We start from the raw sequence: 25,253 nt of genomic DNA on the forward strand, positions 1-25,253 counted from the left end.
GATTGCAGGCGTTTCAAATCAGGGGGACTACCATGTTAGACCGTACACCATCTCGTGAACTTCAAGAACATCTTTGGGTTTTCCCTATGGATTATCCGATTAAACTGATTGGCCTTGCGGGCGATGAATTGCGTCATGCTGTCATCGACATTTTTCTGAAACATTTTCCAGATTTTGAAGGTGATAGCGTCAGTATTACGCCATCACGTACTGGAAAATACCATTCCATTACCGCACAACTGCGCTTTTTGGAACTGGAACAGGTTCATGCAGTATATGCAGATTTGGCCGCTTGCCCGCTAATTAAAACAGCACTGTAATCGAAAATACAAAAGACACGCTTCCGGGCGTGTTTTTTTTATGCCTATACAGCGCTAAGATACCCATGAAATATTGCTGATCTCACCCCTATTTCATGCCGAAATCATTATAATTATGACCAGTTTTTTATAATTACCAAGGACACTTCCTGTGACTGATGTGCTGCAAAAGCCCGAGCTGATCATTCGTCAATATCACGACCTCACACCTTATGAAGATCGTTTTCTGGAAATGAAAACATTTACGGAAACCCGTGATGAACATAGCCCGGATCAATTGTGGATTTTGCAACATCAGGATGTACTGACTCAAGGTCAGGCAGGCAAACCGGAACATATTCTAATGCCGAGCAATATTCCGGTGATTCAGACCGATCGTGGTGGTCAGGTGACCTGGCATGGTCCCGGTCAATTGGTGGCTTACTTCATGTTTGACTTGAATCGTCTGGGCTGGAATGTGCGCACCCTGGTGTCTTATGCTGAAAACCTGATGATTGATTTGCTAAAAAAATATGGCATTGATGCCTATGCCAAACCGGATGCACCTGGTGTATATGTGGCTGAACGTAAAATCGGCTCACTCGGTTTTAAAATTCGCAAAGGCCGTAGCTACCATGGTCTGTCCCTAAATCTGGATTGTGATCTGAGCGGATTCAACACCATCAATCCTTGTGGCTATGCAGGACTGGAAATGGTACGCATGAGCGACCTACTGGAACAACAGCCACAATTCAACCAGTTATGTCGTGAAATTATTGAAACTTTGCGCCACAGCGGTTACTTTAATCAAGTCACTGTCGAGCAAAGATAAAGCCTTTGCATTTCACCCCCAAATAAATTAGAGTATTTACTCTAAACCAATAATATTGAGATAGGGATCATCACGTGATTGCAACTAAATCCGTAAAACCCGCTTTGCAGCTTGCCTATGTCAAACTCATGATGGATGTGATTGGCCGCGGTCTGGTCATGGCAAGTCAGGTGGATGAAGAAATCAAACAGGAAGTTGCCCAATTTCCAGTCCATTTCACTCTTTCCATGAAAGTCTTTCCGCATGGCCCAGCCTTTGTGGCGCGGGTCACTGAGGACAAGCAATTGGAACTGGTGAAAAATCTGGAAAAAGCACCTGATCTGACTATTACCTTTAAACATCTGCACCATGCTTTTTTAGTTTTTTCCTTTCAGGAAAGCACCTCTCAAGCCTTTGCCAATGACCGCATGATTGCCGATGGCGATATTTCCAATGCCATTCGTCTGGTGCGTTGTCTAAATAAAATGGAAGCACTGATTTTGCCTAAACTGGTGGCGCAACTGGCTGTCAAAGAATATCCAAGCAATCTCAGCCTCAAAGAAAAACTAAGCGAAGCGAGCAGTATTTATCTAAAAATTGCTCAATCCTATTTAAAACGGAGTGTATAACATGGCTAAACCTTATTATGAATTTTTCTGTCCGGTTAAAGTCATTGCCGGACATGCCGCGTTAGAACATATTCCGTTTGAACTTGCGACTTTAGGGGCCAAACGTCCACTCATTATTACCGACAAAGGTGTACGCGCCAATAATCTGCTGGCACCGATTGAAGCTGCATTTGAAATGGCGGATGCTGCAATTGTAGCCATTTTTGATGACGTACCACCCGATTCTAGCTTGGGTACAGTACGTAGTGCGGCGAAACTGTATCGTGAAAATCACTGTGATGCGATCATTGCTGTGGGCGGCGGTTCAGTCATTGATACCTCCAAAGCAACTAATATTCTGGTCTCTGAAGGCGGTGATGACCTGCTTAAATATTCTGGTGCCCATAACCTGCCTAAGCCGCTGAAGCCATTTTTTGTGATTCCAACAACTTCGGGGACAGGCTCAGAAGTCACCATGGTGGCCGTCGTCTCAGATACTGAGAAGAATGTTAAAATGCCTTTCGCATCGTATTATTTGATGCCGCATGCTGCGATTTTAGATCCGCGCATGACCCAGACTTTGCCGCCGCATTTAACCGCCATGACCGCAATGGATGCACTGACCCATGCGGTCGAAGCTTATACTTGCATGGCAGCCAATCCAATCTCAGATGCTTATGCGACTGCCGCAGTCAAAAAGATCAGTAACCACCTATTTAATGTGCTGGACAATCCTTCCGATGCACAAGGCCGTCTGGAACTGGCACAGGCATCAACTATGGCGGGAATTGCATTTTCCAACTCGATGGTCGGCATTGTGCATTCACTGGGGCACTCATTAGGTGCAGTGGCTCACTTGCCGCATGGTTTATGCATGAACTTATTCCTACCTTATGTGCTGGAATACAACAAAGAAGTCAATGGCGATAAAATCGCGGATCTGCTCCTGCCTTTGGCCGGTGCCGATATTTATGCACAAACGCCAGCACATCTACGCGCTGACAAAACCATTGCGACGATTCTGACCATGCGTGACCGCATTTACAGTCTGACTAAATTACCACGCACATTACGTGAAACCGGTAAGATTTCTGAAGCCCAGCTCGATGAAGTGGCAGAGAAAGCCCTGAATGATGGTTCCATCATTTATAATCCGAAAGAAGCCACCCTGGAAGATTTAAAATCTATCTTAAAAAAGGCTTGGTAATTACTGAAAAATAAGCCAATATAGCCGAAATTCTAGCCTGATGTTTTTTTAAACATCAGGCTTTTATCTTGCATAAGAAAAAATTCGATTTCTTTTTTGAATGGCACATTTTATGCAGGACAAAATTCAAAAAAATAGCTAGCAAAAGCCGTTCTTTTCAAGTAGATTGGCGGACTTTTATAGAAAACTGTAGGGGGGATCGTTCGTCTCAAACGATCCTTATAAATATGACTGATCCTTGATCAACGATTAAGAGGATAACGCCGTTGACTAATATCTCTGGGACTCAATCGGCAGCTAAACTGCAAAAAACGCTGGGACTCTGGCACATCATTATTATTGGTTTAGCTTATATTCAACCCATGACCTTGTTTGATACATTTGGTCTGGTATCTGAAGAAAGTAACTTCCACGTTCCTACCTCTTACATTTTTGCACTGATTGCAATTTTGTTAACCTCCTTGAGCTATGGTCATATGATTCGTCGCTACCCTTCTTCGGGTTCGGCCTATACCTATGCGCAAAAATCCATCCACCCGAACGTAGGTTTTATGGTGGGTTGGTCATCCTTGCTGGATTACCTGTTATCGCCAATGGTCAATATCATTCTGGCGGTGATTTATCTAGAAGCACTTTTCCCAGACATGAACCATTGGGTTTGGGTCATTGGTTTAACCGCCTTTATGACTGCGATTAACCTTCGTGGTGCGAGATTTGTTGCCAACTTCAACAGTATGATTGTATTCGTACAATTGGGCGTCATTGCATACTTTACCTGGATGGTTTACCAACTTCTGGAAGGTGGCGTAAATGCAGACGGCACACTGGTCGATGCAAAGTATCAACTCTGGAGTCTAGAGCCATTCTGGAATGAGTTTACTTCTGTTGCTGCCCTGATTACCGGTGCAACCTTACTGTGTTTCTCCTTCACAGGTTTTGACTCTTTAAGTTCTCTTGCTGAAGAAACCAAAGATACCGAGAAAACCTTACCTAAAGCGATTTTCTTGACTGCATTATTGGCAGGTATCATCTTTATCATCAGTACTTACTTCATGCAGATCTTCTTCCCGAATGATCCAAAAACTTACTTTGAAGATATCGCTGCAACACAGCCGGATATTTTACAAGCTGTCGGTGGCGTGGCGTTTAAGACAGTCGTACTTTACTTCGCAATTGTGACAGTCATGGCTTCTGGTATTTCAGCACATGCGGGGGTATCTCGTCTGATGTACGTAATGGGTCGTGATGGCGTAATCAACAAGAAGATCTTCGGTCATATTAGCCCTAAAAACTACACACCTTCCTACAACATCCTAATCGCTGGTGCAGTGGCTTTAACTGCTGGCTTTATGGATCTTGATTTTGTGGTGTCGTTGATCAGCTTTGGTGCCTTAACGGCATTCAGTTTCGTCAACTTGTCGGTGATTTCACGTTATGCATTACGTGATGGTCGTACCAAGAGTGCTAAAGAGATCATGAACTTTGTCGTTGTTCCTTTACTTGGTTTCATTTCAGTCTTTGCATTGTGGCTAGAAGTCGATGAAGCTTCGCTTAAATATGGTCTGATCTGGGCATTTGGCGGTATCTTGTACTTGGGTTATAAAACCAAAGGCTTCAAGCACCCAGCTCCTCAGCACAATGAATTTGACGATAAATAATATCTTTTCAATTCAAATAAAAAAGGCGCTTCATGCGCCTTTTTTATGTCTGTCATGTTTTGATTTTACTAACGCAGATAGCAATCAAAACCCATCTGGGTATTAACTCGATTATTTTCATAACCCAGTTTCTTAATAAACAGACTGCGATTAGACAATAACTTTTGCTCTTCCGGACCTAAACGGGCTCTATTTTTGATAGCCAGTTGATACATTTCATCGACGACATCCTGAAAAATATCACAGACTTCCTCACGCTTGGCGGGCTTTAATTTACGCCCCCGCCAGGTCCATTGAAAATCATCTGAATTCAGGCTCTGCCCCCATTTTTCGATACGTGTATCTAAGCGTTTTTGCATGTTGAGCAAGCCCTGCTGTATTTCCGCTTGAGTAATGGGTTGAATTTCCTTTGTTGCCGATGTGGCAGCACTGCTCTCTTCCGCACTGATGGAAGCCGCAATAGTTCCAAGGCAACATGCGATGACAAGTTTTAATAGAGGCTTCAAGGCTGTACCTTTTGTTATATTTGATGAAGTTATAGACTCAAGCATACAATGAAGTGAAAAGCAGTTTATCTATCTGTTACACAAAATAAAAAAGCCACCCAAAGGCAGCTTTTACAATCATCACAAATTTCAGCTTAAAGCGTTTTAAAACCTTGCTGACGCCAAGCTTCGTAGACAATTACTGCAGTGGCATTCGACAGGTTCAAACTTCGGGAGTTTTCTGCCATCGGTAAACGAATCCAGTGCTTTTGCGGAAACATCAGACGAACATGTTCAGGCAGACCACGAGTTTCCGGACCCATTAATAAAGCTACCGGACGGTTTAAATCCGAAGTGTGCGGTGTTTCAAAACCTTTGGTGGTCAATGGATAGATTGCATCCAGACCAATGCCTTTGCTTGCCAGATCGGCCAGACAGTCTTCGATATTTTCCCAAATCTGCATATTGGCATATTCGTGATAATCCAGACCGGCACGTTTCAGCTTTTTGTCATCCAGCTCAAAACCCAACGGTTTGACCAGATGCAACTGCGCTCCTGTATTGGCACACAGACGAATAATATTGCCTGTATTTGCAGGAATTTCAGGCTCATATAAAACAACGTGGATCACAGCTTACTCACTCAAGATATTTAATTCAGACACGACATTCGTCTTGCGCTCGGGCAAAGCAGTGCTTCGCTTATCCTCTTACTTCAGGCACAGCCTTCGTATTGCGCTCGGGCAAAGCAGTGCTTTGCTTATCCTCTTACTTCAGGCCTAGCCTTCGCCTTGCGCTCGGGCAAAGCAATGCTTTGCTTATCCTCGCTCATGCCATTGCAATTGTTCACGTAAGCGTACGACTTCACCAATAATGGTCAAAGTCGGTGCCTGAATCTGATGTTCGGACACTTTGGATGCAATATCTGCAAGCGTTCCTACTAAGACTTTCTGTTCAGGCGTCGTACCTTTAGAAACCAAGGCCACTGGCATGTCGGCTCGCTGACCATGAGCGATTAATTCTGCACAGATTTTCTCCAGTCCCACCAACCCCATATAAAGCACTAAGGTCTGGTTTTCATAGACCAACTCACTCCAAGGCAATTCTGGCGAACCTTCTTTTAAGTGACCGGTCAGAAAACGCACACTTTGCGCATAATCACGATGGGTTAATGGAATACCGGCATAGGCTGAACATCCTGAAGCTGCGGTAATCCCTGGAACCACTTGAAAAGTGACACCTGCCGCAAAAAGTTCTTCAATCTCTTCACCGCCACGCCCGAATATAAATGGATCACCGCCTTTCAGACGACAAACCCGCTTTCCTTCACTGGCATATTTCACCAACAAGGCATTAATCCCATCTTGCGGAACCGCATGATTGGAACGTGCCTTACCCACATAGATCTTTTCCGCGTCGCGACGGCACAGCTCCATAATTGGTGCTGAAACCAGTCGGTCGTAAATCACCACATCGGCTTGCTGCATTAAACGCAAGGCTTTTAAGGTCAACAGTTCTGGATCACCCGGACCCGCACCGACCAAGTAGACTTCACCTTTCGGCTGTTGCCATTCCTGTAAGGCCTGCTCGATCAGGCTATCTGCTTCCGCGATATTGTCGTTGAACACCTGTTCTTTTAGCGGACTGGCATATAAATCTTCCCAGAAAATACGGCGTTCATCTGGATTGACAATTTTAGCCTTAACCGCACTGCGCCATTTTCCTGAAAACTCGGCCAACTTGCCCATACCATGTGGAATAGCGGCTTCTAACTGAGTACGGATCTGCCGCGACAATACGGGCGACGTGCCATTCGATGCCACCGAAATGACCAAGGGCGAACGGTCAATAATCGCAGGCACCATAAACCGGCAATGCGGCGGATCATCAACGCTATTGACCAGGACATTTTCCGCTTCACACAGTTCAAAGACCTGACGATTGGTCTCTGCATCGTCAGTCGCTGCAATAACCAGTCGATATGGACGTAACGCAACTTCAGGATGAAAAGCCGCCTGCACATATTGTCCTTGGCTATTTTGCACAATTCTCAACAGACTCTCTTCAATTTCAGGCGCAATCACATGAATGATCGCACCTGCTTTTTGAAGTAAAAGTGCTTTACGGTATGCAATATGTCCACCACCGACAATCAGACAAGGTTGCTGTTGCAACTTTAACGAGATTGGAAAAATATCCACGAACTACCTCAAAATTATAAATCTGACTGTCTATGCAATTTTCATGCACATTTAGGGATGGAAAGATCGACCATTAGTCGATATAAGTCGCCCCACCCATATATGGACGTAATACTTCAGGAATCTCAATCGAGCCATCAGCGCGTTGATAGTTTTCCATCACTGCAAGTAAAGTACGACCCACGGCCAGACCTGAACCATTCAAGGTATGTACAAATTCAGTTTTCTTCTGATCAGCACGGTAACGCGCTTTCATACGACGCGCCTGGAAATCACCCATGTTTGAGCAAGATGAAATTTCACGGTAAGTATTTTGGCTTGGTACCCAAACTTCCAAGTCATAAGTCTTGGTCGCACCAAAGCCCATGTCACCACCGCAGAGTAAAATTTTACGATATGGAAGTCCAAGTGCTTGCAAGATGCCTTCAGCATGGCCAGTCAATTCTTCAAGCACTTGCATCGAAGTTTCAGGCTTTACAATTTGAACCATTTCGACTTTGTCGAATTGGTGTTGACGGATCAAACCGCGGGTATCACGGCCATAAGAACCTGCTTCACTACGGAAACATGGGGTATGCGCTGCATATTTCAGTGGCAGACGGTCTGCATCAATAATTTCATCACGTACGAAATTCGTCACTGGCACTTCAGCCGTCGGAATCAGATAAAACTCTTTTTCGCCCTGCAGCTTAAACAGATCTTCTTCAAATTTAGGCAGCTGACCTGTACCGCGCAATGAGTCTGCATTGACCAGATAAGGCACATAGGCTTCGGTATAACCATTTTGATCAGTATGCGTATTTAACATGAACTGGGTAATGGCACGTTGTAAACGCGCCAATGGACCTTTCAATACACTGAAACGTGAACCGGTTAATTTAGTCGCGGTTTCAAATTCCAGACCGCCCATCATTTCGCCCAGATCCGTATGGTCTTTGATTTCGAAATCAAATTCACGCGGTGTACCCCATTTCAGGATTTCCACGTTATCACTTTCGTCTTTACCTTCAGGCACAGCTTCATCGGGCAAGTTTGGAATAGATAATAATTTTTCTTCAAGCTCAGTTTGCAGTTCAGCCAGTGCTGCTTCAGCCGCTTTGATTTCATCACCAATCGCAGACATGCGTGTCATGATTTCAGATGCGTCACCACCTGCTTTTTTAATTTGACCGACTTGTTTGGCACCGGCATTACGTTCAGCTTGCAGGGTTTCTGTCTTGGACTGAATCTCTTTACGGCGTGCTTCTAGGGACGCCCACTCTTCAACATTGAGTTGAACACCACGTTTTGCCAAGGCTACATTTACAGCCTCAATATTATTTCTGAGTAATTTCGGGTCGATCATAATCAATCTTTGCAGAAGAAAAAAACTGGCTATAGTGTAAGCTCTTAACGTCAAAAAATACAGTGACCCTGACCCTAGCTGCGTCCTATTAGCACAATATTTAGGAAGCTTCTTACTGCAAAATGGCTAAATATTCAGGCTGAATCACTTCATTTAAATCCGCATAGGACACTTTTAATTCAGGCATTCCTGTTGCCGCCGGAGCTAACTCGCCTGCCGGATACACCATTACCAGACCAGACCTGTCAAAATAATAGTTATCACTCAATTTTAACGGCTGTTGTTGAATCCTTTGCGTACTCAGCCATTGAGTATTGGCCTGATACATTGCATTCAGCAGTTTCTGCTCACCGTCATTTAATAATAGTTGAGAGAGGGCCAAACGTTTTCTCTGCTTTAGATCAAAATTGATATATTCCACATGTTTCAGAGAAGCATTTTTATTCCTTGCCAGATTGGAACTTTTTAAGGCAAAAGTCGCCAGATAAGCACGCTGATCGACAAATTCTACCTTGATAAAGCGCTGATCCAGATAATGCGGCTCATCGGCTTTTTTAGGATTTTTCTGGGTGAATTTGGTGAATGCAACAGGTTCGGTATGCTGAATGCGCTCAATAAAATATTGATTAATCCAGTCAATATTGCTGTCCACCGTTTGTAGATCAAAGCGTACACAACCCTCTATTTCACACACTACTTTAGCTGCCCCTTTCACAGGAACGGTCTTGGCTTCAATCTGCACAACCCGATCTGTTTGCGCAATCGTTGCCACTGAACTGGATTGAGGCTGACAACCCAACATACTTACAGTGAGTAATAAAACAGCGTAAATTTCAGCAGTTTTCAATAGATTAATCTTCATACTGAGCTCCAAAAATTTTGCAATTTCATTGACTCGACTTTTATTTATTCTAAGATGCTCTTGTGTTTAGATATAGCTGAACCTTGTAGCCTATCCAAAATAATCCTGATGATCGGCAATAAAAAAGCAACCTCGAAAGGTTGCTTTTTTATTTGGTTCATATTGATGCTTATTGATCAATGATGTCCGTACCTTTTGGTGGAGTAAAGTTAAAGGTAGAGGCTGGAATACTGCTATTTACTTTTACATTGCTAAATTTGATATTGGTGGTTTGTCCCAATGAATCCTGCAAGATCATCAAGCTTGGTGCTTTGTTCGCGCCAAAGCTAATGGTCAGGCTTTCAAACACACCATCGGTATTTTTAGGATACAGCGTGTAATAGGTTTTGCCTTTATTTGGCTGAGTCACCCGGTAAGACTGCATAATCTGACTGGTGTTTCCTGACAGCAATAACGCCGGTGTATTGGCAACCTGCTCATCTAAGCTTTGACGAACGGCTTGCTGCAAGTCCGGATCATAAATCCATACGGTTTTACCCGTGGTTGCAATGACTTGCTTCGACGGTGCGGTTGTTTCCCAATAGAATTTACCCGGACGCGCGACTTTCATCACCCCTTTAAAGGTTTGATTCATATGTTGTGCAGTCAGACCTTTTTTCTGGGTCGCTCTCGGGTTGGTTACCTTAGTGCTTTGTTCGAAATTTGCAGTCATGCTACGCACATGATTGAGCTGCTTGACCAGACTGGCTGTTGCCTGTTGCTCCGAAGCTGCCACAGGTGCAGCAAACACGGTTGTACTCATCACCGGTGCTAAAGTCACTGCACCCAGAGCCATAGCACAGACGGTTTTACGAAGCATATTCATAATTTCACCTTTATATTTTGCGTGATCGCAATTTATTTGATAGCTCATCTTAAACGAAAATTAAAAGCTAAAATGATAGAAAATAAGAACTTTTGTATTGTTATTAATTCGAAATCGGTTTTTTTGTTCATCATTATGAAGATTTCAGGATAATTTTTACATTATGGAATGTCGCTTAATCTGAACATTAATTTTCAGGCATAAAAAAACCCACAAAAATTGTGGGCTTTTTTCTATCTCAGCGGATTACGCGTCAACAGATACGTAGCGACGGCCAAATTGACCTTTCACTTCGAATTTTACTACGCCATCAGCAGTAGCAAATAATGTATGGTCACGACCCATACCAACGTTTTGACCAGCGTGGAATTCAGTACCACGTTGACGAACGATGATGTTACCTGCAGTTACAGTTTGACCACCGTAAACTTTAACACCTAACATCTTAGGATTCGAATCACGACCGTTCTTAGTCGAACCACCGGCTTTTTTAGTTGCCATGTCTATTTACTCCTCGTAATTAGCCTGAAATAGCTGTAATTTTCAACTCAGTGAACCATTGACGGTGACCTTGTTGTTTACGGTAGTGTTTACGACGACGCATTTTGATGATGCGGATTTTGTCGTGACGACCATGGCTAACTACTTCAGCAGTTACAGTAGCACCAGCAACAACTGGAGCACCGATTTGAATGCTTTCACCGTTAACAAGCATCAATACGTCATCAAACGTAATAGTCGCGCCAGTTTCAGCTTTCAATAATTCTACTTTAAGGGTTTCACCCTCAACTACACGGTGCTGTTTACCACCGCTTTGGATTACTGCGTACATAATGTACTCCAAACAAGCCCGTGTCGTCGTGCCGATAAAGGAATATATCGAACTTAAGACGTACGCCACTGGGGGGATATCTAAGGGCGAGGATTTTAAGGGATATTCAAAAAAACAACAAGCCATTTTACTGAAATAATAATGAGCAGGATGCGCTAATTATTTAACTATTAAATAATTTCTATCAAATCAAATACTCAAGATATATTCAGCAACATAATAATACAGCAGAAATCCGGCCAGTTTGATTAATATACTCAGCCTGACGAATAGGGCGATGCCCTGACCTTTCCTGATTTTTTATGGCTCGAAATATGGATCGAATCTACATAAGATCTATAAAAAGCTGATTTTTAGTGGAGTTTATGCATTTCTTAGGTTTCACTCATGTTATAAATTGTTAAACTACGCCCAGCGATTTACCAGACTAGAGGTTTTCTTTCACATGACCATCGACTTTAAGCAAGACATTCTCGCTCCTGTTGCTAACGACTTTGCTGCGATGGACACATTCATTAATGAAGGAATTACCTCAAAAGTTGCATTAGTGATGGCCGTCAGCAAACACGTAGTGGAAGCGGGTGGCAAACGTATGCGCCCGATTATGTGTCTTTTGGCCGCCAAGGCGTGTGGTGCTGAAAATTTAGAACCGCACCGTAAACTGGCTGCAATTATTGAAATGCTGCATACCGCAACACTGGTGCATGATGATGTGGTAGATGAATCCGGTCTGCGTCGCGGCCGCCCGACGGCCAATGCGACCTGGAATAACCAGACTGCGGTTTTAGTCGGTGACTTTCTGATTTCACGTGCTTTTGATTTGCTGGTCGATCTGAACAACATGGTGTTGCTCAAAGATTTTTCGACCGGTACCTGTGAAATTGCTGAAGGTGAAGTGCTGCAACTACAATCCCAGCATCAACCGGAAACCACTGAAGCGACTTATTTGAATATTATTCATGGCAAAACTTCGCGCCTGTTTGAACTGGCGACCGAAGGTGCTGCCATTTTGTCGGATAAAGATGAATTCCGTCAGCCTTTAAAAACCTTTGCCGGACATTTCGGCAATGCTTTCCAGATTATTGATGACATTTTAGATTACACCTCCGATGCGGACACGCTCGGCAAAAATATTGGTGATGATCTCATGGAAGGTAAACCGACCCTGCCATTGATTGCGGCACTGAAAAACACCACCGGTGAGCAACATGAAATCATCCGTCGCAGTATTGCGACTGGCGGTACGGAACATCTGGAACAGGTCATTCAAATTGTCAATGAATCTGGTGCGCTGGATTATTGCCGTCAACGTGCCACAGAAGAAACTGAAATTGCAATTGATGCCTTACAGGCATTACCTGACTCTGAATATCGTCAGGCCCTGATTAATCTGGCCAAACTGGCCCTACACCGAATTCAGTAACTTTTAAACTCGCCTATGCATATTAATTTTCTAGATCTTTTTCAAAACATGCAACACCAGCTTGAACAACCTCGGGCGGTGCTGGATGAAAATCTTCTGATTGAACTGGTTGAAAGAATCAGACCTGAAGACAGCAGAAATACCGAAGAGATCGAAGCGAAATTCAATGCATTTATCCGGGCTTTATTACTCACCCCGAATGCGGTTGCCACGCTTCAAACCTTTACCCTGCGGATCATTAACCGCTATAAACAGACCGGTCTGTTTTCCGATACCGGCATTTTGTCTCTAGATGGATTCTGGAACCAGCTAAACCAGCGCCTTGGTGCACATGTCTTGCCGCTGATTCCTGACCATCAACAACTTCAGGAATTATTTCGCAAGGTTTTTTATCAACGTACTGATAAATACTGGCTAGACTATTTTGATGAAGATGACTGGCAACGTTTATTTGCAGTTCTCAATCAGGGACATTCCAATCAACCTGAAAAAACCCGAATCAAAGACCAACTGATTAAGGCACTGACCATTTTGTCGTACCGGATCAGTGGTATTGGTCTGCACCCTGAATTTATTAATGCCCAGCCTGAACTGATGGAATATGAATCTCCCTTTCTGGTACAGAATCGTGAGATTAACGAGTTTATTCAGGAATATAAAAAGCGCTATAACACGGTCACCCTGGTCGATTCGATCACACCACCCGATGCGTCACAAGCGCTGGTGATGCTGGAACAGTGCCATGATGTCGTGGCCAAGATTCGCCGTTCTACCAAGCGGACTGGCGTCAGTGTCAGTCTGACCTATATGCTGGCACTGCTAGAACAGTGTCTGGAACGCGTTGAAATCCTGCTCAATATGGTCATGGATGACGATGATCTGCGTTATCAATCCATTGGCCTGTTTATGGCGGACATTACTGAAGCAATTTATAGCGAACGCAGTGTGCGGGCCCTGTTGGCCACCAATAGTGAACTTTTGGCTTTACAGGTAACTGAAAATGCCAGCAAGACCGGTGAACATTATGTGAGTACCGACAAGCAAGGCTTTCTGGCCATGTATAAATCGGCTGCAGGTGCTGGTGCCATCATCGCGACGATGGCCACCTTAAAAGTTCTGATGACACGCCTCACCATGGCCCCTTTGATGCAGGCCTTTAGCTATAGCATGAACTATTCGCTGGGCTTTATGCTGATTCATGTGCTGCATTTTACCGTGGCAACCAAACAGCCGGCGATGACTGCTGCCGCACTGGCGGCTACTGTACAGCAGCGTAAAGGCTCGAAAATGGCTCAGATTGCCGAGCTGGCCGCGTTGATTGTGAATATCATCCGCACCCAGTTTGTCGCAATTCTGGGCAATATTTCGATTGCGATTCCAGTAGCAGCATTAATTACCCTGCTGTGGGATTTTGCGCTGCATGAACCTTTAATGAATCATGCCAAGGCTGCCAAAACCCTGCATGACCTGAATCCGTTTACTTCGTTGGCAATTCCGCATGCAGCGATTGCCGGGGTATGCCTGTTCCTGTCCGGATTATTAGCCGGTTATTTTGACAATATGGCCGTTTACCGCAAAGTCGGTCCGCGCCTGAAAGCCCATGTGCGGTTATCGCAGCTGATGGGACAAGAACGTCTTTACCGTTTTGCTGACTATATCGAACGTAATCTGGGTGCACTGGCGGGTAATTTTATTTTCGGGATCATGCTTGGCAGTATGGGCACCATTGGTTTTATTCTCGGTCTGCCGCTGGATATTCGTCATATCGCCTTTGCCTCTGCCAACTTTATTCAGGGCCTGATTACCATCAATGGCCCTGATATCGGCTTGATCGTAGTGTCTTTTCTGGGTGTGTTACTCATTGGCCTGACCAACTTGTTTGTCAGTTTCACTTTGACGATTATTGTAGCCTTACGCGCGCGCCGGGTGCGTTTTGAACAGTGGAAACCTTTGGCAAAACTGGTCATGACTCACTTCCTGACCCGACCTAGTGATTTCTTCTGGCCACCCAAGCAAAGCATTGAAATTGACGAAAATCATACATCGACAAAAACTCAAAACTGAGATAATTACAGTATATTTAGCAACAAATTCCTTACGAAAAAAATGGAATTCGCATAAAATACGCACACTTGAAAAAAAGTGTACTGACAAGTACACTTTGCTTCAGACAATGGACCGATCTGCGAACGGTTAAAAGGACAAGGATTTTAGGCATGCATTACTTGTTACTTTTTGTCGGTATTTTATTTTTAATTTTCAGTGTGTTCATCCTGAATATTCCCGCTTTAAGCAAGCTCGACTTGCAGGCTGTGGAATGGATGAGTCTGTATCGCACCGAGTTTTGGAATCAAATTACTCAGTCCTTATCCCTAATAGGTGGCATGCCATTTGTATTATTTTTATCCACACTATGGTGTATTGCATTGCTGTGGTATAAAAAGTATACAAACGCAATTTTTATATGTATCGGAATTATCGGAGGAATTCTCCTAGCTTGGCTGTTGAAATTTACGATTGCCCGACCCCGACCACCAGAATCCTTGCATCTGGTTGAAAGCTTTGGAAGTTCCTTTCCAAGTGCCCATAGTCTATATGCGGCCTGTCTGGCTTGTCTGGCAATTTACATCCATCGGCAACATTCCCATTATACCCTCATCGTAATAGGTGCAGTGGTATGGATGGTGATGATGGGGATCTCAAGAGTTTATCTGGGTGTACATTTTCCTTCAGATGTCATATCCGGCTGGAGTATCAGTTTTATTTGGATTTCGTTGTGGTATATGGTCTGGATCAGATATTGCACGGCTCACAAATAAGAAAATTTAGATATAAATCTAATTAGAGGTGGAATAATGATGTCTGCAAAGCTTTGGGCACCTGCCCTGACTGCTTGCGCATTGGCAACAAGTCTTGCACTTGTTGGTTGTAGCAAAGATCCTAAAGAGGGCCAGCAAGCTGGTGCTCAACAACAAATGCCACCGACTGAAGTCGGTGTTCTTGTTGCACAACCGCAAAGTGTAGAGCAGTCTGTAGAGCTCTCAGGTCGTACAACAGCATTTGAAATTTCAGATGTACGTCCACAAGCCAGTGGCGTGGTGCTTAAACGCTTGTTCACGGAAGGCAGCTATGTGCGTGAAGGTCAGGCCTTGTATGAAATCGATTCAAGCACCAACCGCACTACAGTGGACAATGCTCGTGCAGCGATTGCCCGTGCTGAAGCCAATCTGGGCGTATTGCGTGTGAAGGAAGGCCGTTACCGTCAACTGGTCGGTACCAATGCCATTTCCAAACAGGAATATGATGACATCGCGGCACAGGTCAAACTGGCTGAAGCTGATTTGAATGCCAATCGCGCAACTTTGCGTAATGCCGAAATCAACCTGGGCTATTCGACTGTACGCGCTCCGATTTCAGGCCAGACCAACCGTTCATCGGTGACGGCGGGTGCTTTGGTAACAGCGAATCAGCCAGAGCCATTGGTGACAATTCAGCGTCTAGATCCAATCTATGTAGATATCAACCAGTCAAGTGCCGAGCTTTTACGTTTACGTCAACAGCTTAATCAAGGCAGCTTGAACAGTTCGAACAACACCAAAGTCAAGTTAAAGCTTGAAGATGGCAGTATCTACCCGGTTGAAGGCCGTCTTGCATTCTCCGATGCCAGCGTGAACCCGGAAACAGGTACTGTGACTTTACGTGCAGTATTCCCGAACAAAAATCACCTGCTTTTGCCAGGTATGTTTGCCACTGCGCAAATCGTACAGGGTGAAGTACCGAATGCTTTCCTGATTCCGCAAGCAGCTTTGACCCGTACCCCAACAGGTCAGGCGATGGCGATGCTGGTCGGTGCTGACAATAAAGTGACGCCACGTCCAGTGACCACCGTTGGTTCCCAAGGCAGCAACTGGATTGTGACCGAAGGTCTGAATCCAGGCGATAAAGTAATTGTAGATGGTATTGCGAAAGTAAAACCTGAACAGCAAGTTGTACCAAAACCTTATCAACCTCAAGCTGCTGCGCCACAAGGTGCTGCACCGCAACAGCCTGCAACGAGCGAGAAAAAGGCAGATGATACTAAAGAGAAACCTGAACAAAAACCTGCTGCAAATGCATAAGGAGTAATGGTTCATGGCTCAATTCTTTATTCATCGCCCGATTTTCGCTTGGGTGATTGCATTGGTGATTATGCTGGCGGGTATTTTAACCATCAGCAAAATGCCGATTGCACAATATCCAACCATCGCGCCACCCACCGTGACTATTTCTGCGACTTATCCGGGTGCATCTGCTGAAACTGTTGAAAATACAGTGACCCAGATCATCGAGCAGCAGATGAACGGTATGGATGGCTTGCGCTATATCTCGTCTAACAGTGCGGGTAATGGTTCTTCGTCTATTTCCTTAAACTTTGACCAAGGTGTCGATCCTGATATCGCACAGGTTCAGGTTCAAAACAAATTACAGTCTGCGACTGCCCTGCTGCCTGAAGATGTACAGCGTCAGGGTGTGCGGGTGACTAAATCGGGTGCAAGCTTCTTGCAAGTTTTGGCATTCTATTCACCTGATAGCAGCCTGACCGCAGATGACATCAAAGACTATGTTAACTCGAATATTGCTGAACCTTTAAGCCGTGTGGCCGGGGTCGGTGAAGTTCAGGTCTTTGGTGGTTCTTATGCGATGCGTATCTGGCTGGATCCAGCCAAGATGGCCAGCCTGCAAGTAACGCCAAGTGATATTGCTACTGCAATCCGTACCCAGAATGCACAGGTTGCCGTAGGTCAGTTGGGTGGTGCGCCTGCAGTTCAAGGACAAGTGTTAAATGCGACGGTAACGGCTCAAAGTCTGTTACAAACGCCGGAGCAGTTCAGCAATATCTTCCTGAAAAATGCCACTTCTGGTGCGCAGGTTCGCTTAGGTGATGTTGCACGAGTTGAACTCGGTGCAGATAACTATCAGTTCGATTCTAAATTTAATGGCAAACCGGCTGGTGGTGTAGCAATTAAACTTGCGACTGGCGCCAATGCCCTAGATACCGCACAAGCGGTTGAAGAGCGTTTAAAACAGCTACGTCCGAACTATCCGCAAGGCATGGTCGACCAACTGGCGTTTGATACAACACCATTTATTGAACTATCGATTAAGAGTGTGGTTAAAACCCTGATCGAAGCGATTATTCTGGTGTTCCTGGTCATGTTCCTGTTCTTGCAGAACTGGCGTGCCACCATCATTCCAACCATGGCGGTTCCAGTCGTTGTATTAGGTACATTTGCCGTCATTAACATCTTTGGCTTCTCGATTAATACCCTGACCATGTTTGCCATGGTGTTGGCGATTGGTCTTCTGGTGGATGACGCGATTGTTGTGGTCGAGAACGTCGAACGGGTCATGGTGGAAGAACATCTCGATCCGGTGGCTGCAACTGAAAAATCAATGAAACAGATTTCTGGCGCATTGATTGGTATTACCTCGGTGCTGTCGGCAGTATTCGTTCCAATGGCTTTCTTCGGTGGAACCACCGGGGTCATTTATCGCCAGTTCTCGATTACGCTGGTAACAGCGATGGTCTTGTCACTGGTGGTTGCCTTAACCTTTACCCCTGCCCTATGTGCGACCCTGCTGAAACAGCATGATCCGAACAAGCCGGAAAGTAATGGTATTTTTGCGCGTTTCTTCCGCTGGTTTAATAGCAGTTTTGATAAGGTCTCTGTGAAATATCAGGGCGGCGTCAACCGTATGACTCACAGCAAGATTTTCTCAGGCGTGGTGTATGCCGTGGTACTGGGTATTATTGTGCTGTTGTTCCAGAAACTGCCTTCTTCGTTCCTACCTGATGAAGATCAGGGCGTGGTCATGACGCTGGTTCAGTTACCGCCAAATGCTACCTTGGAACGTACCGACAAAGTGGTCAGCACCATGACCAACTATTTCTTGGAAAACGAGAAAGAGCATGTCGAATCCGTCTTTAGTGTGGCAGGTTTCTCCTTCACGGGTGTGGGACAAAACGCAGGTCTGGCATTTATTAAACTGAAAGACTGGTCAGAGCGTCACAGTCCGGAATCTCAAGTCGGTGCCATTATTCAACGTGGTATGGCGCTGAACATGATTGTCAAAGATGCGTCTTACATCATGCCTCTGCAATTACCTGCAATGCCTGAACTGGGTGTGTCGGCTGGCTTTAACTTACAGCTCAAAGCTGCAAGTGGTCAAAGTCATGACCAGCTCCTGGCAGCACGTAATACGATTCTCGGTCTAGCAGCACAAGACTCGCGTCTGGCTGGTGTGCGTCCGAATGGTCAGGAAGATAATCCACAGTACCGTGTCATTGTCGATCATGCACAAGCTGGTGCACTGGGCGTGAGTGTTGCTGAAATTAACAGCACCATGGGTATTGCTTGGGGCGGTTCGTATATCAATGACTTCATTGATCGCGGTCGTGTCAAGAAAGTCTATGTTCAGGGTGAAGCTGGCTCGCGTATGATGCCGGAAGATCTGGACCAATGGTATGTGCGTAATAACCGCGGTGAAATGGTGCCATTCTCGGCGTTTGCCACAGGCGAATGGACCTACGGTTCACCACGTCTTGAGCGTTATAATGGCGTATCTTCTATGAACATCCAGGGTACACCTGCTCCGGGTATCAGCTCGGGCGACGCAATGGTGGCCATGGAAGAAATTGTGGCGAAGTTACCAGAAATGGGCTTGCAAGGTTTCGATTTCGAATGGACAGGTCTGTCTTTAGAAGAGCGTGAATCTGGTGCACAGGCGCCGTTCCTGTATGCCTTGTCACTGCTGATTGTCTTCCTGTGTCTGGCAGCCCTGTATGAAAGCTGGTCGATTCCGTTCTCGGTTCTAATGGTAGTCCCATTGGGTATTGTTGGTGCATTATTACTCACCTTTGGTGGAATGGTCTTGCTGCAAAACCCGAACCTGTCGAATAACATTTACTTCCAGGTGGCGATTATTGCCGTGATTGGTCTTTCTGCGAAAAACGCGATCTTGATTGTCGAGTTTGCGAAAGAATTGCAAGAACAAGGTGAAGAGTTATTTGAAGCGACCTTGCATGCGGCAAAAATGCGTTTACGTCCAATTATCATGACCACATTGGCCTTTGGTTTTGGTGTATTACCGCTTGCCCTGGCTTCAGGTGCGGGTGCAGGTAGCCAACACTCAGTCGGTTATGGTGTACTCGGCGGCGTGATCAGCTCGACCTTGTTAGGTATCTTCTTTATCCCGGTATTCTACGTGTGGATTCGAAGTGTCTTTAAATACAAACCAAAACAACAAAATCAGGAGTATAAGTCGTAATGCAAAATGTATGGTCTATTACAGGTCGTAGCATTGCGTTATCTGCCCTTGCGCTTGCTTTGACGGCTTGTCAAAGCATGCGCAGTCCAGAGCCGGTTGCGCAGGCAGATATCCCGAGCAGCTATACCAATGCGTCTGGTACTTCTGTAGCAGAACAAGGTTATAAAAACTTTTTTGCCGATCAGCGCCTGTTACAGGTGCTGGATCTGGCATTAAACAATAACCGTGATTTGCGTATTGCTGCCCTCAATATTCAACGAGCTCAGCAACAGTATCAAATTACTGAAAACAACCAGTTACCGACGATTGGTGCCAGTGGTAGCGTATTGCGCCAGGACACCATGAATTCGCAGAATCGTGGTGCAGTGACAACTTATAATGTCGGACTGGGTGTAACTGCGTATGAACTGGATTTTTGGGGACGTGTCCGCAGCTTGCGTGACAATGCGCTAGATAACTTCCTGGCAACCCAAAGTGCGCGAGATGCGACGCAAATTGCCTTGATTGGTCAGGTATCTCAGGCTTGGCTCAGCTACTCGTTTGCCAATGCTAATCTGGCTTTGGCTGAACAAACGCTGAAAGCCCAGCTTGAATCGTTCAATCTGAACAAGAAACGTTTTGATGTCGGGATTGATAGCGAGCTTCCAGTGCGTCAGGCGCAAATCTCGGTTGAAACAGCACGTAATGATGTTGCGAATTACCGAACTCAGGTGGCACAGGCACAAAACCTGTTAAACCTGCTGGTCGGTCAGCAAGTGCCTGCGAATTTATTACCAGCACAACGCGTGACCCGCATCACTTCAAATACTGCATTGGGTTCAGGCTTGCCAAGTGATCTGCTGATTAACCGTCCAGATGTTCGTGCAGCAGAATACCGTCTGTCTGCGGCAGGTGCCAATATTGCGGCAGCACGTGCACGCCTGTTCCCGACGATTAGTTTGACCGGTTCAGCAGGTTATGCCTCTACGGATTTAGGCGACCTGTTTAAGTCGGGCAGTTTTGCCTGGTCATTTGGTCCGAGTCTGGATATTCCAATTTTTGATTGGGGTACCCGTCAGGCCAATATCCGTATTTCTGAAACCGATCAGCAAATTGCCTTGTCAGATTACGAAAAGTCGATTCAGACTGCTTTCCGTGAAGTGAATGATGCTTTGGCGGTACGTCAGAATATTGGTGATCGTCTTGCAGCTCAGCGCCGCCTGGTCGAAGCAACCAACACCACCTATCGCTTGTCTCAGGCACGTTTCCGCGCCGGAATTGACAGCTATCTGACGGTACTGGATGCACAGCGTGCGTCTTATGCAGCAGAACAAGGTTTGTTATTGCTTGAACAGGCCAATCTGAACAATCAGGTTGAAGTCTACAAAACCCTGGGGGGCGGCTTGAAAGTCAATACGACGGATACCTTGCCGAATACACCGTCTGTATCTGAACAGCGCCGTGCGGCAGAACAACCAGCGCAATAAATTCCAGACAGATCAGGAAAAGCTCACTTCGGTGGGCTTTTTTTTATTGCATTTTCGAGGCAGTTTTCCTATTGTCATAGACTAGCGATTTATTTAGAAAACATGCACATGTTACTTAGCAATCTGGAATCTGTACCGGGACATACCATTCGCCAGCAAATTGATGTGGTGTACGGCAGTACCGTACGCAGCAAACATGTCGGACGTGACTTATTGGCCGGCCTGAAAAATATTGTCGGTGGTGAGCTTACCGCCTATACCGAACTGCTGGAAGAATCCCGTCAGGAAGCCATGAACCGCATGATTGAAAAAGCCCGTAGTATGGGTGCCAATGCGATTGTCGGCATTCGTTTCTCGACCTCTAATATCGCCCAAGGTGCTTCTGAACTCTTTGTTTATGGGACAGCCGTAGTCGTTGATCCGATCATGCCGAAATTGCCCGACCCTTTTCCGCAGGCAGATTAAAGCATGGATGGTTTAATTCTCCAGATCATCATTTTTGCCATTCTGTTTAGTGTTGGTTTCGGTTTTGGACGTTATAACGAAGGTAAACATTTTCGTTATCTGGATGAACAGGAACAACGTCTGGCCTATATCCGGGTGAACAATAGCCGCTTCGTTGTGTCTGAATATTCCGGACAGATGATCAGCAGCAATGTGGTCATTTCCCATGATTATTTTAAATATGCGATTGCCAATGTACAGAATATGCTGGGTGGCCGTCTGACCAGCTATGAAAGTGTAGTAGAACGCGCACGACGTGAAGCGATTGTACGTTTAAAACTGGAAGCCGAAAAAATCGGGGCGACTCAGATTATGGGCATTCGGCTCAGCACGACTGAACTCGGTATGCAAGGTGGCATGGTGGAAGTCTTTGCTTATGGCACTGCAATCCAACAACCTGCTCAATCCGTCTAAAAGCCAGTCCAGAAAAAAATTTATTGAGATGATCACGCCTGCTGCGTGATCCGCGCAGTCAAATTACTCAACTTGAATCAGTTCGACACCTTTAGGATGAAATGTCGTAGAGGAAATGACTGAGGCTGATACTCAGGCCGGTGCAATCTGCTTTATTGCAAACGGTTCTGTGCTAGGATCTTGAGAAGTCAGCAAAACAAATATAAATGGCATGATGCAGTTTCTTCAGTCTATAAAAACGGCGCTTCAATCCCGTCTGTATTTCTTTATTATTTTCCCAGCCATCATTGGATTTTATCTGGTTTTACAAACAGTCACCCCTTTGAGCTGGTCAAGCTGCCTGTTGATCAGCTGGAATATCGCGATTTATGCTTATTTATTATTGACCATAAAAAAACTCTGGCGCATTGATCATGCACATATTCTGCAACGCGCCATGCAACAGGATGCCAGCAAATGGATTATTCTGTTTCTGGTGATCATCACCCTGATCATGTGTTTTATTGCGATTATTATTGAAATTAATCACTTACCCAAAGATACTACCATCCGAACCGGTCATTTAGTCTTGTCAGTTCTGACCATTATTTCAGCCTGGTTCTTGATGCATACGATTTTTGCAATTCATTATGCACATGACTTTTATTTGGCGCTCGACAAACAGCAACAAGGTGGACTGGATTTTCCCAATACCACTAGACCGACTTACCCGGACTTTCTATATTTCAGTTATATCATCGGGACTTCTGCGCAAACTGCAGATGTATCCATTACTTGCCAATCCATGCGGGTTTTAAATACCCTACATTTGCTTTTGGCTTACGGATTCAATACCACCATTTTGGCCATCAGTATTAACGTGACAGCAAACTTTATCAGTACTTAAAAAGTTTTTTGGATAGTGGCAGTACCCTGAAAATAGCGATCTACTGCCCAATCAGCTACCACTATCCTGCGTCTAACCTGAGCAGTTTTTAAATAATTAGGTCAATCACACTTTTTGATTGCTTCAAGCGGTGAGACCTTTACGCAATTCATCTTCGACGATGCTGAGTTCAATTTCACTAAATTTACGAATCTCACCTTCCGCATGCTTTTCTAGCATGCCACCGAGCAAAGGCACTTTGACTTTGACTGTCCAGTTTAACTGAAACTGGATCTGGTCTTCATCTCCAGTGACTGCACGCTGACAGATGGCCTCGATCGGCAAGTTCGCACCGAGTTGTACCGTCGAAGTCATTTCATTCAGATTGCTGACATCGGTACGCTGCAAACGGAATGCATCTTTGAGTAATTTTTTTGCGATATCAGGAATATTAACATCCAGATTATAAGCGCGTTTCAGGGTATACATATGCCCCTGCTTTTCCGAAACCAGGATTTCCAAGTTTTGCGCAGGAATTCGATGGCAAACTGCCTCATGCAAACGAATATCATTGGCCAAACGCTTAAATTCATCAATAGACACGCCATTGATAATTGCTTTCACGGTGAACTGATGTGCCATGCTATTTTTTCCTTATTTTTATTACGATATTCGCCTATGCCACTCTCGGCTGATGCGAATAAAAATCAGATACAGAGATGACCCTGCAATTTATATCAACTTTATAGCGGATGTCATTATTCTTTTATCTGGAAATTCCGGCAGCCCGGTCAATGTTTGCAACATAGTTTTACTGAAAGCTGTGCCTGTCCACAGCTGATCTGTAGCTGCGCTTCGCCATAATAAATCACGGCATGAAACTCATCGGCACCATCATCTAGACCGGAAACATAGTATTCAGTTCCAGCTGGGAAAGCCTGCAGCCAGTCAGCCTTATAAAAATCAGACACAGAATCAAACTGCAAATACAGTTCAGGCTCAGCTTCGATCTTCATCGCCAGTGCAATAAACTTCTGTAATTGTGCTTGATGAAAATCAATGATCATAGTATTTCTGCCTTTTTAGTCCGGATCATTGCTCGCCAGACTCCGTACATTCTAAACGACTATTTCAAGAATAGGACTCGCGAGTCTTGAGGTTTTTCTAGCGCAAGATTATGGCTTAAAGGAGATAAATTATATGGGCTATTTCCGCCAAGCGGCAGAAAAATCTGAGCTAAGGCATGAGATACCTTTTCTGAATTATAATGGCTTAAGTACGTAGCCTGAGATCTTCAGTCGTAGAAAATGACTGAAAGTTGTGTTCTAAGCACAGTCAGAATGCAAAAGTTCCCTGCGAATTTCATGCCGGTGCTCTTCTCCAAAACGGTCGACATGTGCATAGAATACGCCATAGCGACCGACATAATATTCCAGTGACTGATCATAAAAATTCCAGAAAATAGACCATTCGCCTAAATCCATCTGACGAATCTGGGTACCACTGTGCATCGGCATTTTTTGTAATAGTTCTTGCTGTAACTGTTCGGCCTGTGCCCGACTCTCAATATGCACCTGCCGTTGAAAGAATAGCTGTGCCACATCGTCAAACAATTCCAGTTCATAAGCATCCACCAGATGTACTTGCTGCTCTTGCTCGATGACCTCTTGCTCTGTCATGCTAGAAATCTGTGCCGGTTTTTCCGGATGCTGACACACCAGATGGCGCTGAGCTTTATAGATCTTTCTGCCGACGATCCAGGCAGCATTCAACATGAATAAAACACATAACAACAGCAGTAATTTCAGCATGGTTGATGATCTCATGTGACTAATTTTATTTTTATGGTTATAGGATCAAGATTCATTTGAATAGTCCCTTTTGACTCAGCATACGTCTATTTTTTATACAGTGCAAACTTGAGGCTTATTTTTGCTATTTATCTTCTCTGCTTGCTCATTTTACCCAGATTCGAACTTCGATTTATTTAAAAATTGATTTACTTTGATTTTTTATTTTTAACTCCCTAATGAGATTCAAGAACTTGAGATAAACAAACAGGACAAATCAGCAACAGAACAGATCTTCACATGGATAAAT

General features: G+C 44.8%; 25 protein-coding genes. 14 read left to right on the plus strand and 11 right to left on the minus strand.

Annotation, left to right across the window (positions count from 1 at the left end; genetic code table 11):
* The first annotated feature begins 32 nt into the window (after positions 1 to 32).
* From BFN00_RS05895 to BFN00_RS05915, 5 genes are all read left to right on the plus strand, one after another.
* Complete coding sequence (locus tag BFN00_RS05895) at positions 33 to 320, plus strand: YbeD family protein (protein ID WP_004280625.1); 288 nt, start codon at positions 33 to 35, stop codon at positions 318 to 320.
* 151 nt (positions 321 to 471) lie between these two features.
* Positions 472 to 1,131, plus strand: a complete 660-nt coding sequence (gene lipB / locus BFN00_RS05900) for a lipoyl(octanoyl) transferase LipB (protein WP_005252587.1) — start codon at positions 472 to 474, stop codon at positions 1,129 to 1,131.
* Positions 1,132 to 1,205: 74 nt separating this feature from the next.
* Positions 1,206 to 1,739, plus strand: coding sequence for a hypothetical protein (locus BFN00_RS05905; RefSeq protein ID WP_005097759.1), 534 nt, complete (start codon positions 1,206 to 1,208; stop codon positions 1,737 to 1,739).
* Position 1,740: 1 nt separating this feature from the next.
* Positions 1,741 to 2,925, plus strand: coding sequence for an iron-containing alcohol dehydrogenase (locus BFN00_RS05910; protein WP_005252590.1), 1,185 nt, complete (start codon positions 1,741 to 1,743; stop codon positions 2,923 to 2,925).
* 266 nt (positions 2,926 to 3,191) lie between these two features.
* Complete coding sequence (locus BFN00_RS05915; RefSeq protein ID WP_004280630.1) at positions 3,192 to 4,583, plus strand: APC family permease; 1,392 nt, start codon at positions 3,192 to 3,194, stop codon at positions 4,581 to 4,583.
* A gap of 68 nt (positions 4,584 to 4,651) precedes the next feature.
* Here the strand turns inward: BFN00_RS05915 and BFN00_RS05920 are convergent, their stop codons facing one another.
* The 8 genes from BFN00_RS05920 to rplU form a co-directional block, all read right to left on the minus strand.
* Entirely contained in the window at positions 4,652 to 5,134 is a 483-nt protein-coding gene (locus BFN00_RS05920) for a hypothetical protein (RefSeq protein WP_071850748.1), read from the minus strand.
* Positions 5,135 to 5,223: 89 nt separating this feature from the next.
* Entirely contained in the window at positions 5,224 to 5,700 is a 477-nt protein-coding gene (locus tag BFN00_RS05925; protein ID WP_044108572.1) for a tRNA (cytidine(34)-2'-O)-methyltransferase, read from the minus strand.
* Between the two features lie 186 nt (positions 5,701 to 5,886).
* On the minus strand, positions 5,887 to 7,269 hold the full coding sequence (cysG, locus tag BFN00_RS05930) for a siroheme synthase CysG (protein WP_071850749.1): 1,383 nt from the start codon (positions 7,267 to 7,269) through the stop codon (positions 5,887 to 5,889).
* A gap of 73 nt (positions 7,270 to 7,342) precedes the next feature.
* Positions 7,343 to 8,614, minus strand: coding sequence for a serine--tRNA ligase (gene serS, locus BFN00_RS05935; protein WP_005252595.1), 1,272 nt, complete (start codon positions 8,612 to 8,614; stop codon positions 7,343 to 7,345).
* A 112-nt stretch (positions 8,615 to 8,726) separates the two neighbouring features.
* On the minus strand, positions 8,727 to 9,476 hold the full coding sequence (locus BFN00_RS05940) for an RsiV family protein (protein ID WP_071850751.1): 750 nt from the start codon (positions 9,474 to 9,476) through the stop codon (positions 8,727 to 8,729).
* A gap of 169 nt (positions 9,477 to 9,645) precedes the next feature.
* Complete coding sequence (gene lolA / locus BFN00_RS05945) at positions 9,646 to 10,341, minus strand: outer membrane lipoprotein periplasmic chaperone LolA (RefSeq protein ID WP_004280638.1); 696 nt, start codon at positions 10,339 to 10,341, stop codon at positions 9,646 to 9,648.
* A 246-nt stretch (positions 10,342 to 10,587) separates the two neighbouring features.
* Positions 10,588 to 10,842, minus strand: a complete 255-nt coding sequence (rpmA, locus tag BFN00_RS05950) for a 50S ribosomal protein L27 (protein ID WP_004280639.1) — start codon at positions 10,840 to 10,842, stop codon at positions 10,588 to 10,590.
* Between the two features lie 19 nt (positions 10,843 to 10,861).
* Positions 10,862 to 11,173 (minus strand): 50S ribosomal protein L21, encoded by a 312-nt coding sequence (gene rplU, locus BFN00_RS05955; RefSeq protein WP_004280640.1) that lies wholly within the window; start codon positions 11,171 to 11,173, stop codon positions 10,862 to 10,864.
* 445 nt (positions 11,174 to 11,618) lie between these two features.
* Between rplU and sdsA the strand changes: the two genes are divergently transcribed.
* From sdsA to BFN00_RS06000, 9 genes are all read left to right on the plus strand, one after another.
* Positions 11,619 to 12,596: an All-trans-nonaprenyl-diphosphate synthase gene (gene sdsA, locus BFN00_RS05960; protein ID WP_004280641.1), complete on the plus strand. Its 978-nt coding sequence runs from the start codon at positions 11,619 to 11,621 to the stop codon at positions 12,594 to 12,596.
* 15 nt (positions 12,597 to 12,611) lie between these two features.
* The gene (locus tag BFN00_RS05965) at positions 12,612 to 14,660 is read left to right on the plus strand and encodes a site-specific recombinase (RefSeq protein ID WP_005106296.1); all 2,049 of its coding nucleotides are present in this window, start codon (positions 12,612 to 12,614) and stop codon (positions 14,658 to 14,660) included.
* A 152-nt stretch (positions 14,661 to 14,812) separates the two neighbouring features.
* A complete protein-coding gene (locus BFN00_RS05970) occupies positions 14,813 to 15,415 on the plus strand; it encodes a phosphatase PAP2 family protein (protein ID WP_071850752.1) in 603 nt (200 codons plus the stop codon).
* A 36-nt stretch (positions 15,416 to 15,451) separates the two neighbouring features.
* Entirely contained in the window at positions 15,452 to 16,714 is a 1,263-nt protein-coding gene (locus BFN00_RS05975) for an efflux RND transporter periplasmic adaptor subunit (RefSeq protein WP_071850753.1), read from the plus strand.
* 13 nt (positions 16,715 to 16,727) lie between these two features.
* On the plus strand, positions 16,728 to 19,904 hold the full coding sequence (locus tag BFN00_RS05980) for an efflux RND transporter permease subunit (RefSeq protein WP_071850754.1): 3,177 nt from the start codon (positions 16,728 to 16,730) through the stop codon (positions 19,902 to 19,904).
* Entirely contained in the window at positions 19,904 to 21,370 is a 1,467-nt protein-coding gene (adeK, locus tag BFN00_RS05985; RefSeq protein WP_071850755.1) for a multidrug efflux RND transporter AdeIJK outer membrane channel subunit AdeK, read from the plus strand. The genes BFN00_RS05980 and adeK overlap by 1 nt, the downstream gene beginning before the upstream one ends.
* 108 nt (positions 21,371 to 21,478) lie before the next feature.
* Positions 21,479 to 21,835: a YbjQ family protein gene (locus tag BFN00_RS05990; protein WP_005104015.1), complete on the plus strand. Its 357-nt coding sequence runs from the start codon at positions 21,479 to 21,481 to the stop codon at positions 21,833 to 21,835.
* 3 nt (positions 21,836 to 21,838) lie between these two features.
* Positions 21,839 to 22,288, plus strand: coding sequence for a YbjQ family protein (locus BFN00_RS05995; RefSeq protein WP_004731922.1), 450 nt, complete (start codon positions 21,839 to 21,841; stop codon positions 22,286 to 22,288).
* 211 nt (positions 22,289 to 22,499) lie between these two features.
* Positions 22,500 to 23,174 (plus strand): DUF1345 domain-containing protein, encoded by a 675-nt coding sequence (locus BFN00_RS06000; RefSeq protein ID WP_071850756.1) that lies wholly within the window; start codon positions 22,500 to 22,502, stop codon positions 23,172 to 23,174.
* A gap of 123 nt (positions 23,175 to 23,297) precedes the next feature.
* Here BFN00_RS06000 and BFN00_RS06005 read toward each other — a convergent pair whose 3' ends face one another.
* From BFN00_RS06005 to BFN00_RS06015, 3 genes are all read right to left on the minus strand, one after another.
* Complete coding sequence (locus tag BFN00_RS06005; protein ID WP_071850757.1) at positions 23,298 to 23,795, minus strand: DUF2505 family protein; 498 nt, start codon at positions 23,793 to 23,795, stop codon at positions 23,298 to 23,300.
* Positions 23,796 to 23,944: 149 nt separating this feature from the next.
* Positions 23,945 to 24,220: a hypothetical protein gene (locus BFN00_RS06010; RefSeq protein WP_004280654.1), complete on the minus strand. Its 276-nt coding sequence runs from the start codon at positions 24,218 to 24,220 to the stop codon at positions 23,945 to 23,947.
* A gap of 258 nt (positions 24,221 to 24,478) precedes the next feature.
* Positions 24,479 to 24,964: a hypothetical protein gene (locus BFN00_RS06015; protein WP_071850758.1), complete on the minus strand. Its 486-nt coding sequence runs from the start codon at positions 24,962 to 24,964 to the stop codon at positions 24,479 to 24,481.
* Positions 24,965 to 25,253: the final 289 nt, after the last annotated feature.

It is taken from the genome of Acinetobacter sp. AR2-3 (assembly GCF_001878775.1).
In the GTDB taxonomy this organism is placed as follows: Bacteria; Pseudomonadota; Gammaproteobacteria; order Pseudomonadales; family Moraxellaceae; genus Acinetobacter; species Acinetobacter lwoffii_D.

Excerpts from the sequence above, each read along its gene's own strand:
- BFN00_RS05895 (WP_004280625.1), top strand. The coding sequence starts at position 33 with ATGTTAGACCGTACACCATCTCGTGAACTTCAAGAACATCTTTGGGTT.
- BFN00_RS05910 (WP_005252590.1), top strand. The coding sequence starts at position 1,741 with ATGGCTAAACCTTATTATGAATTTTTCTGTCCGGTTAAAGTCATTGCC.
- BFN00_RS05920 (WP_071850748.1), bottom strand. The coding sequence starts at position 5,134 with ATGCTTGAGTCTATAACTTCATCAAATATAACAAAAGGTACAGCCTTG.
- serS (WP_005252595.1), bottom strand. The coding sequence starts at position 8,614 with ATGATCGACCCGAAATTACTCAGAAATAATATTGAGGCTGTAAATGTA.
- BFN00_RS05940 (WP_071850751.1), bottom strand. The coding sequence starts at position 9,476 with ATGAAGATTAATCTATTGAAAACTGCTGAAATTTACGCTGTTTTATTA.
- lolA (WP_004280638.1), bottom strand. The coding sequence starts at position 10,341 with ATGAATATGCTTCGTAAAACCGTCTGTGCTATGGCTCTGGGTGCAGTG.
- rpmA (WP_004280639.1), bottom strand. The coding sequence starts at position 10,842 with ATGGCAACTAAAAAAGCCGGTGGTTCGACTAAGAACGGTCGTGATTCG.
- rplU (WP_004280640.1), bottom strand. The coding sequence starts at position 11,173 with ATGTACGCAGTAATCCAAAGCGGTGGTAAACAGCACCGTGTAGTTGAG.
- sdsA (WP_004280641.1), top strand. The coding sequence starts at position 11,619 with ATGACCATCGACTTTAAGCAAGACATTCTCGCTCCTGTTGCTAACGAC.
- BFN00_RS05965 (WP_005106296.1), top strand. The coding sequence starts at position 12,612 with ATGCATATTAATTTTCTAGATCTTTTTCAAAACATGCAACACCAGCTT.
- BFN00_RS05970 (WP_071850752.1), top strand. The coding sequence starts at position 14,813 with ATGCATTACTTGTTACTTTTTGTCGGTATTTTATTTTTAATTTTCAGT.
- BFN00_RS05975 (WP_071850753.1), top strand. The coding sequence starts at position 15,452 with ATGATGTCTGCAAAGCTTTGGGCACCTGCCCTGACTGCTTGCGCATTG.
- BFN00_RS05980 (WP_071850754.1), top strand. The coding sequence starts at position 16,728 with ATGGCTCAATTCTTTATTCATCGCCCGATTTTCGCTTGGGTGATTGCA.
- adeK (WP_071850755.1), top strand. The coding sequence starts at position 19,904 with ATGCAAAATGTATGGTCTATTACAGGTCGTAGCATTGCGTTATCTGCC.
- BFN00_RS05990 (WP_005104015.1), top strand. The coding sequence starts at position 21,479 with ATGTTACTTAGCAATCTGGAATCTGTACCGGGACATACCATTCGCCAG.
- BFN00_RS05995 (WP_004731922.1), top strand. The coding sequence starts at position 21,839 with ATGGATGGTTTAATTCTCCAGATCATCATTTTTGCCATTCTGTTTAGT.
- BFN00_RS06000 (WP_071850756.1), top strand. The coding sequence starts at position 22,500 with ATGATGCAGTTTCTTCAGTCTATAAAAACGGCGCTTCAATCCCGTCTG.
- BFN00_RS06005 (WP_071850757.1), bottom strand. The coding sequence starts at position 23,795 with ATGGCACATCAGTTCACCGTGAAAGCAATTATCAATGGCGTGTCTATT.
- BFN00_RS06010 (WP_004280654.1), bottom strand. The coding sequence starts at position 24,220 with ATGATCATTGATTTTCATCAAGCACAATTACAGAAGTTTATTGCACTG.
- BFN00_RS06015 (WP_071850758.1), bottom strand. The coding sequence starts at position 24,964 with ATGCTGAAATTACTGCTGTTGTTATGTGTTTTATTCATGTTGAATGCT.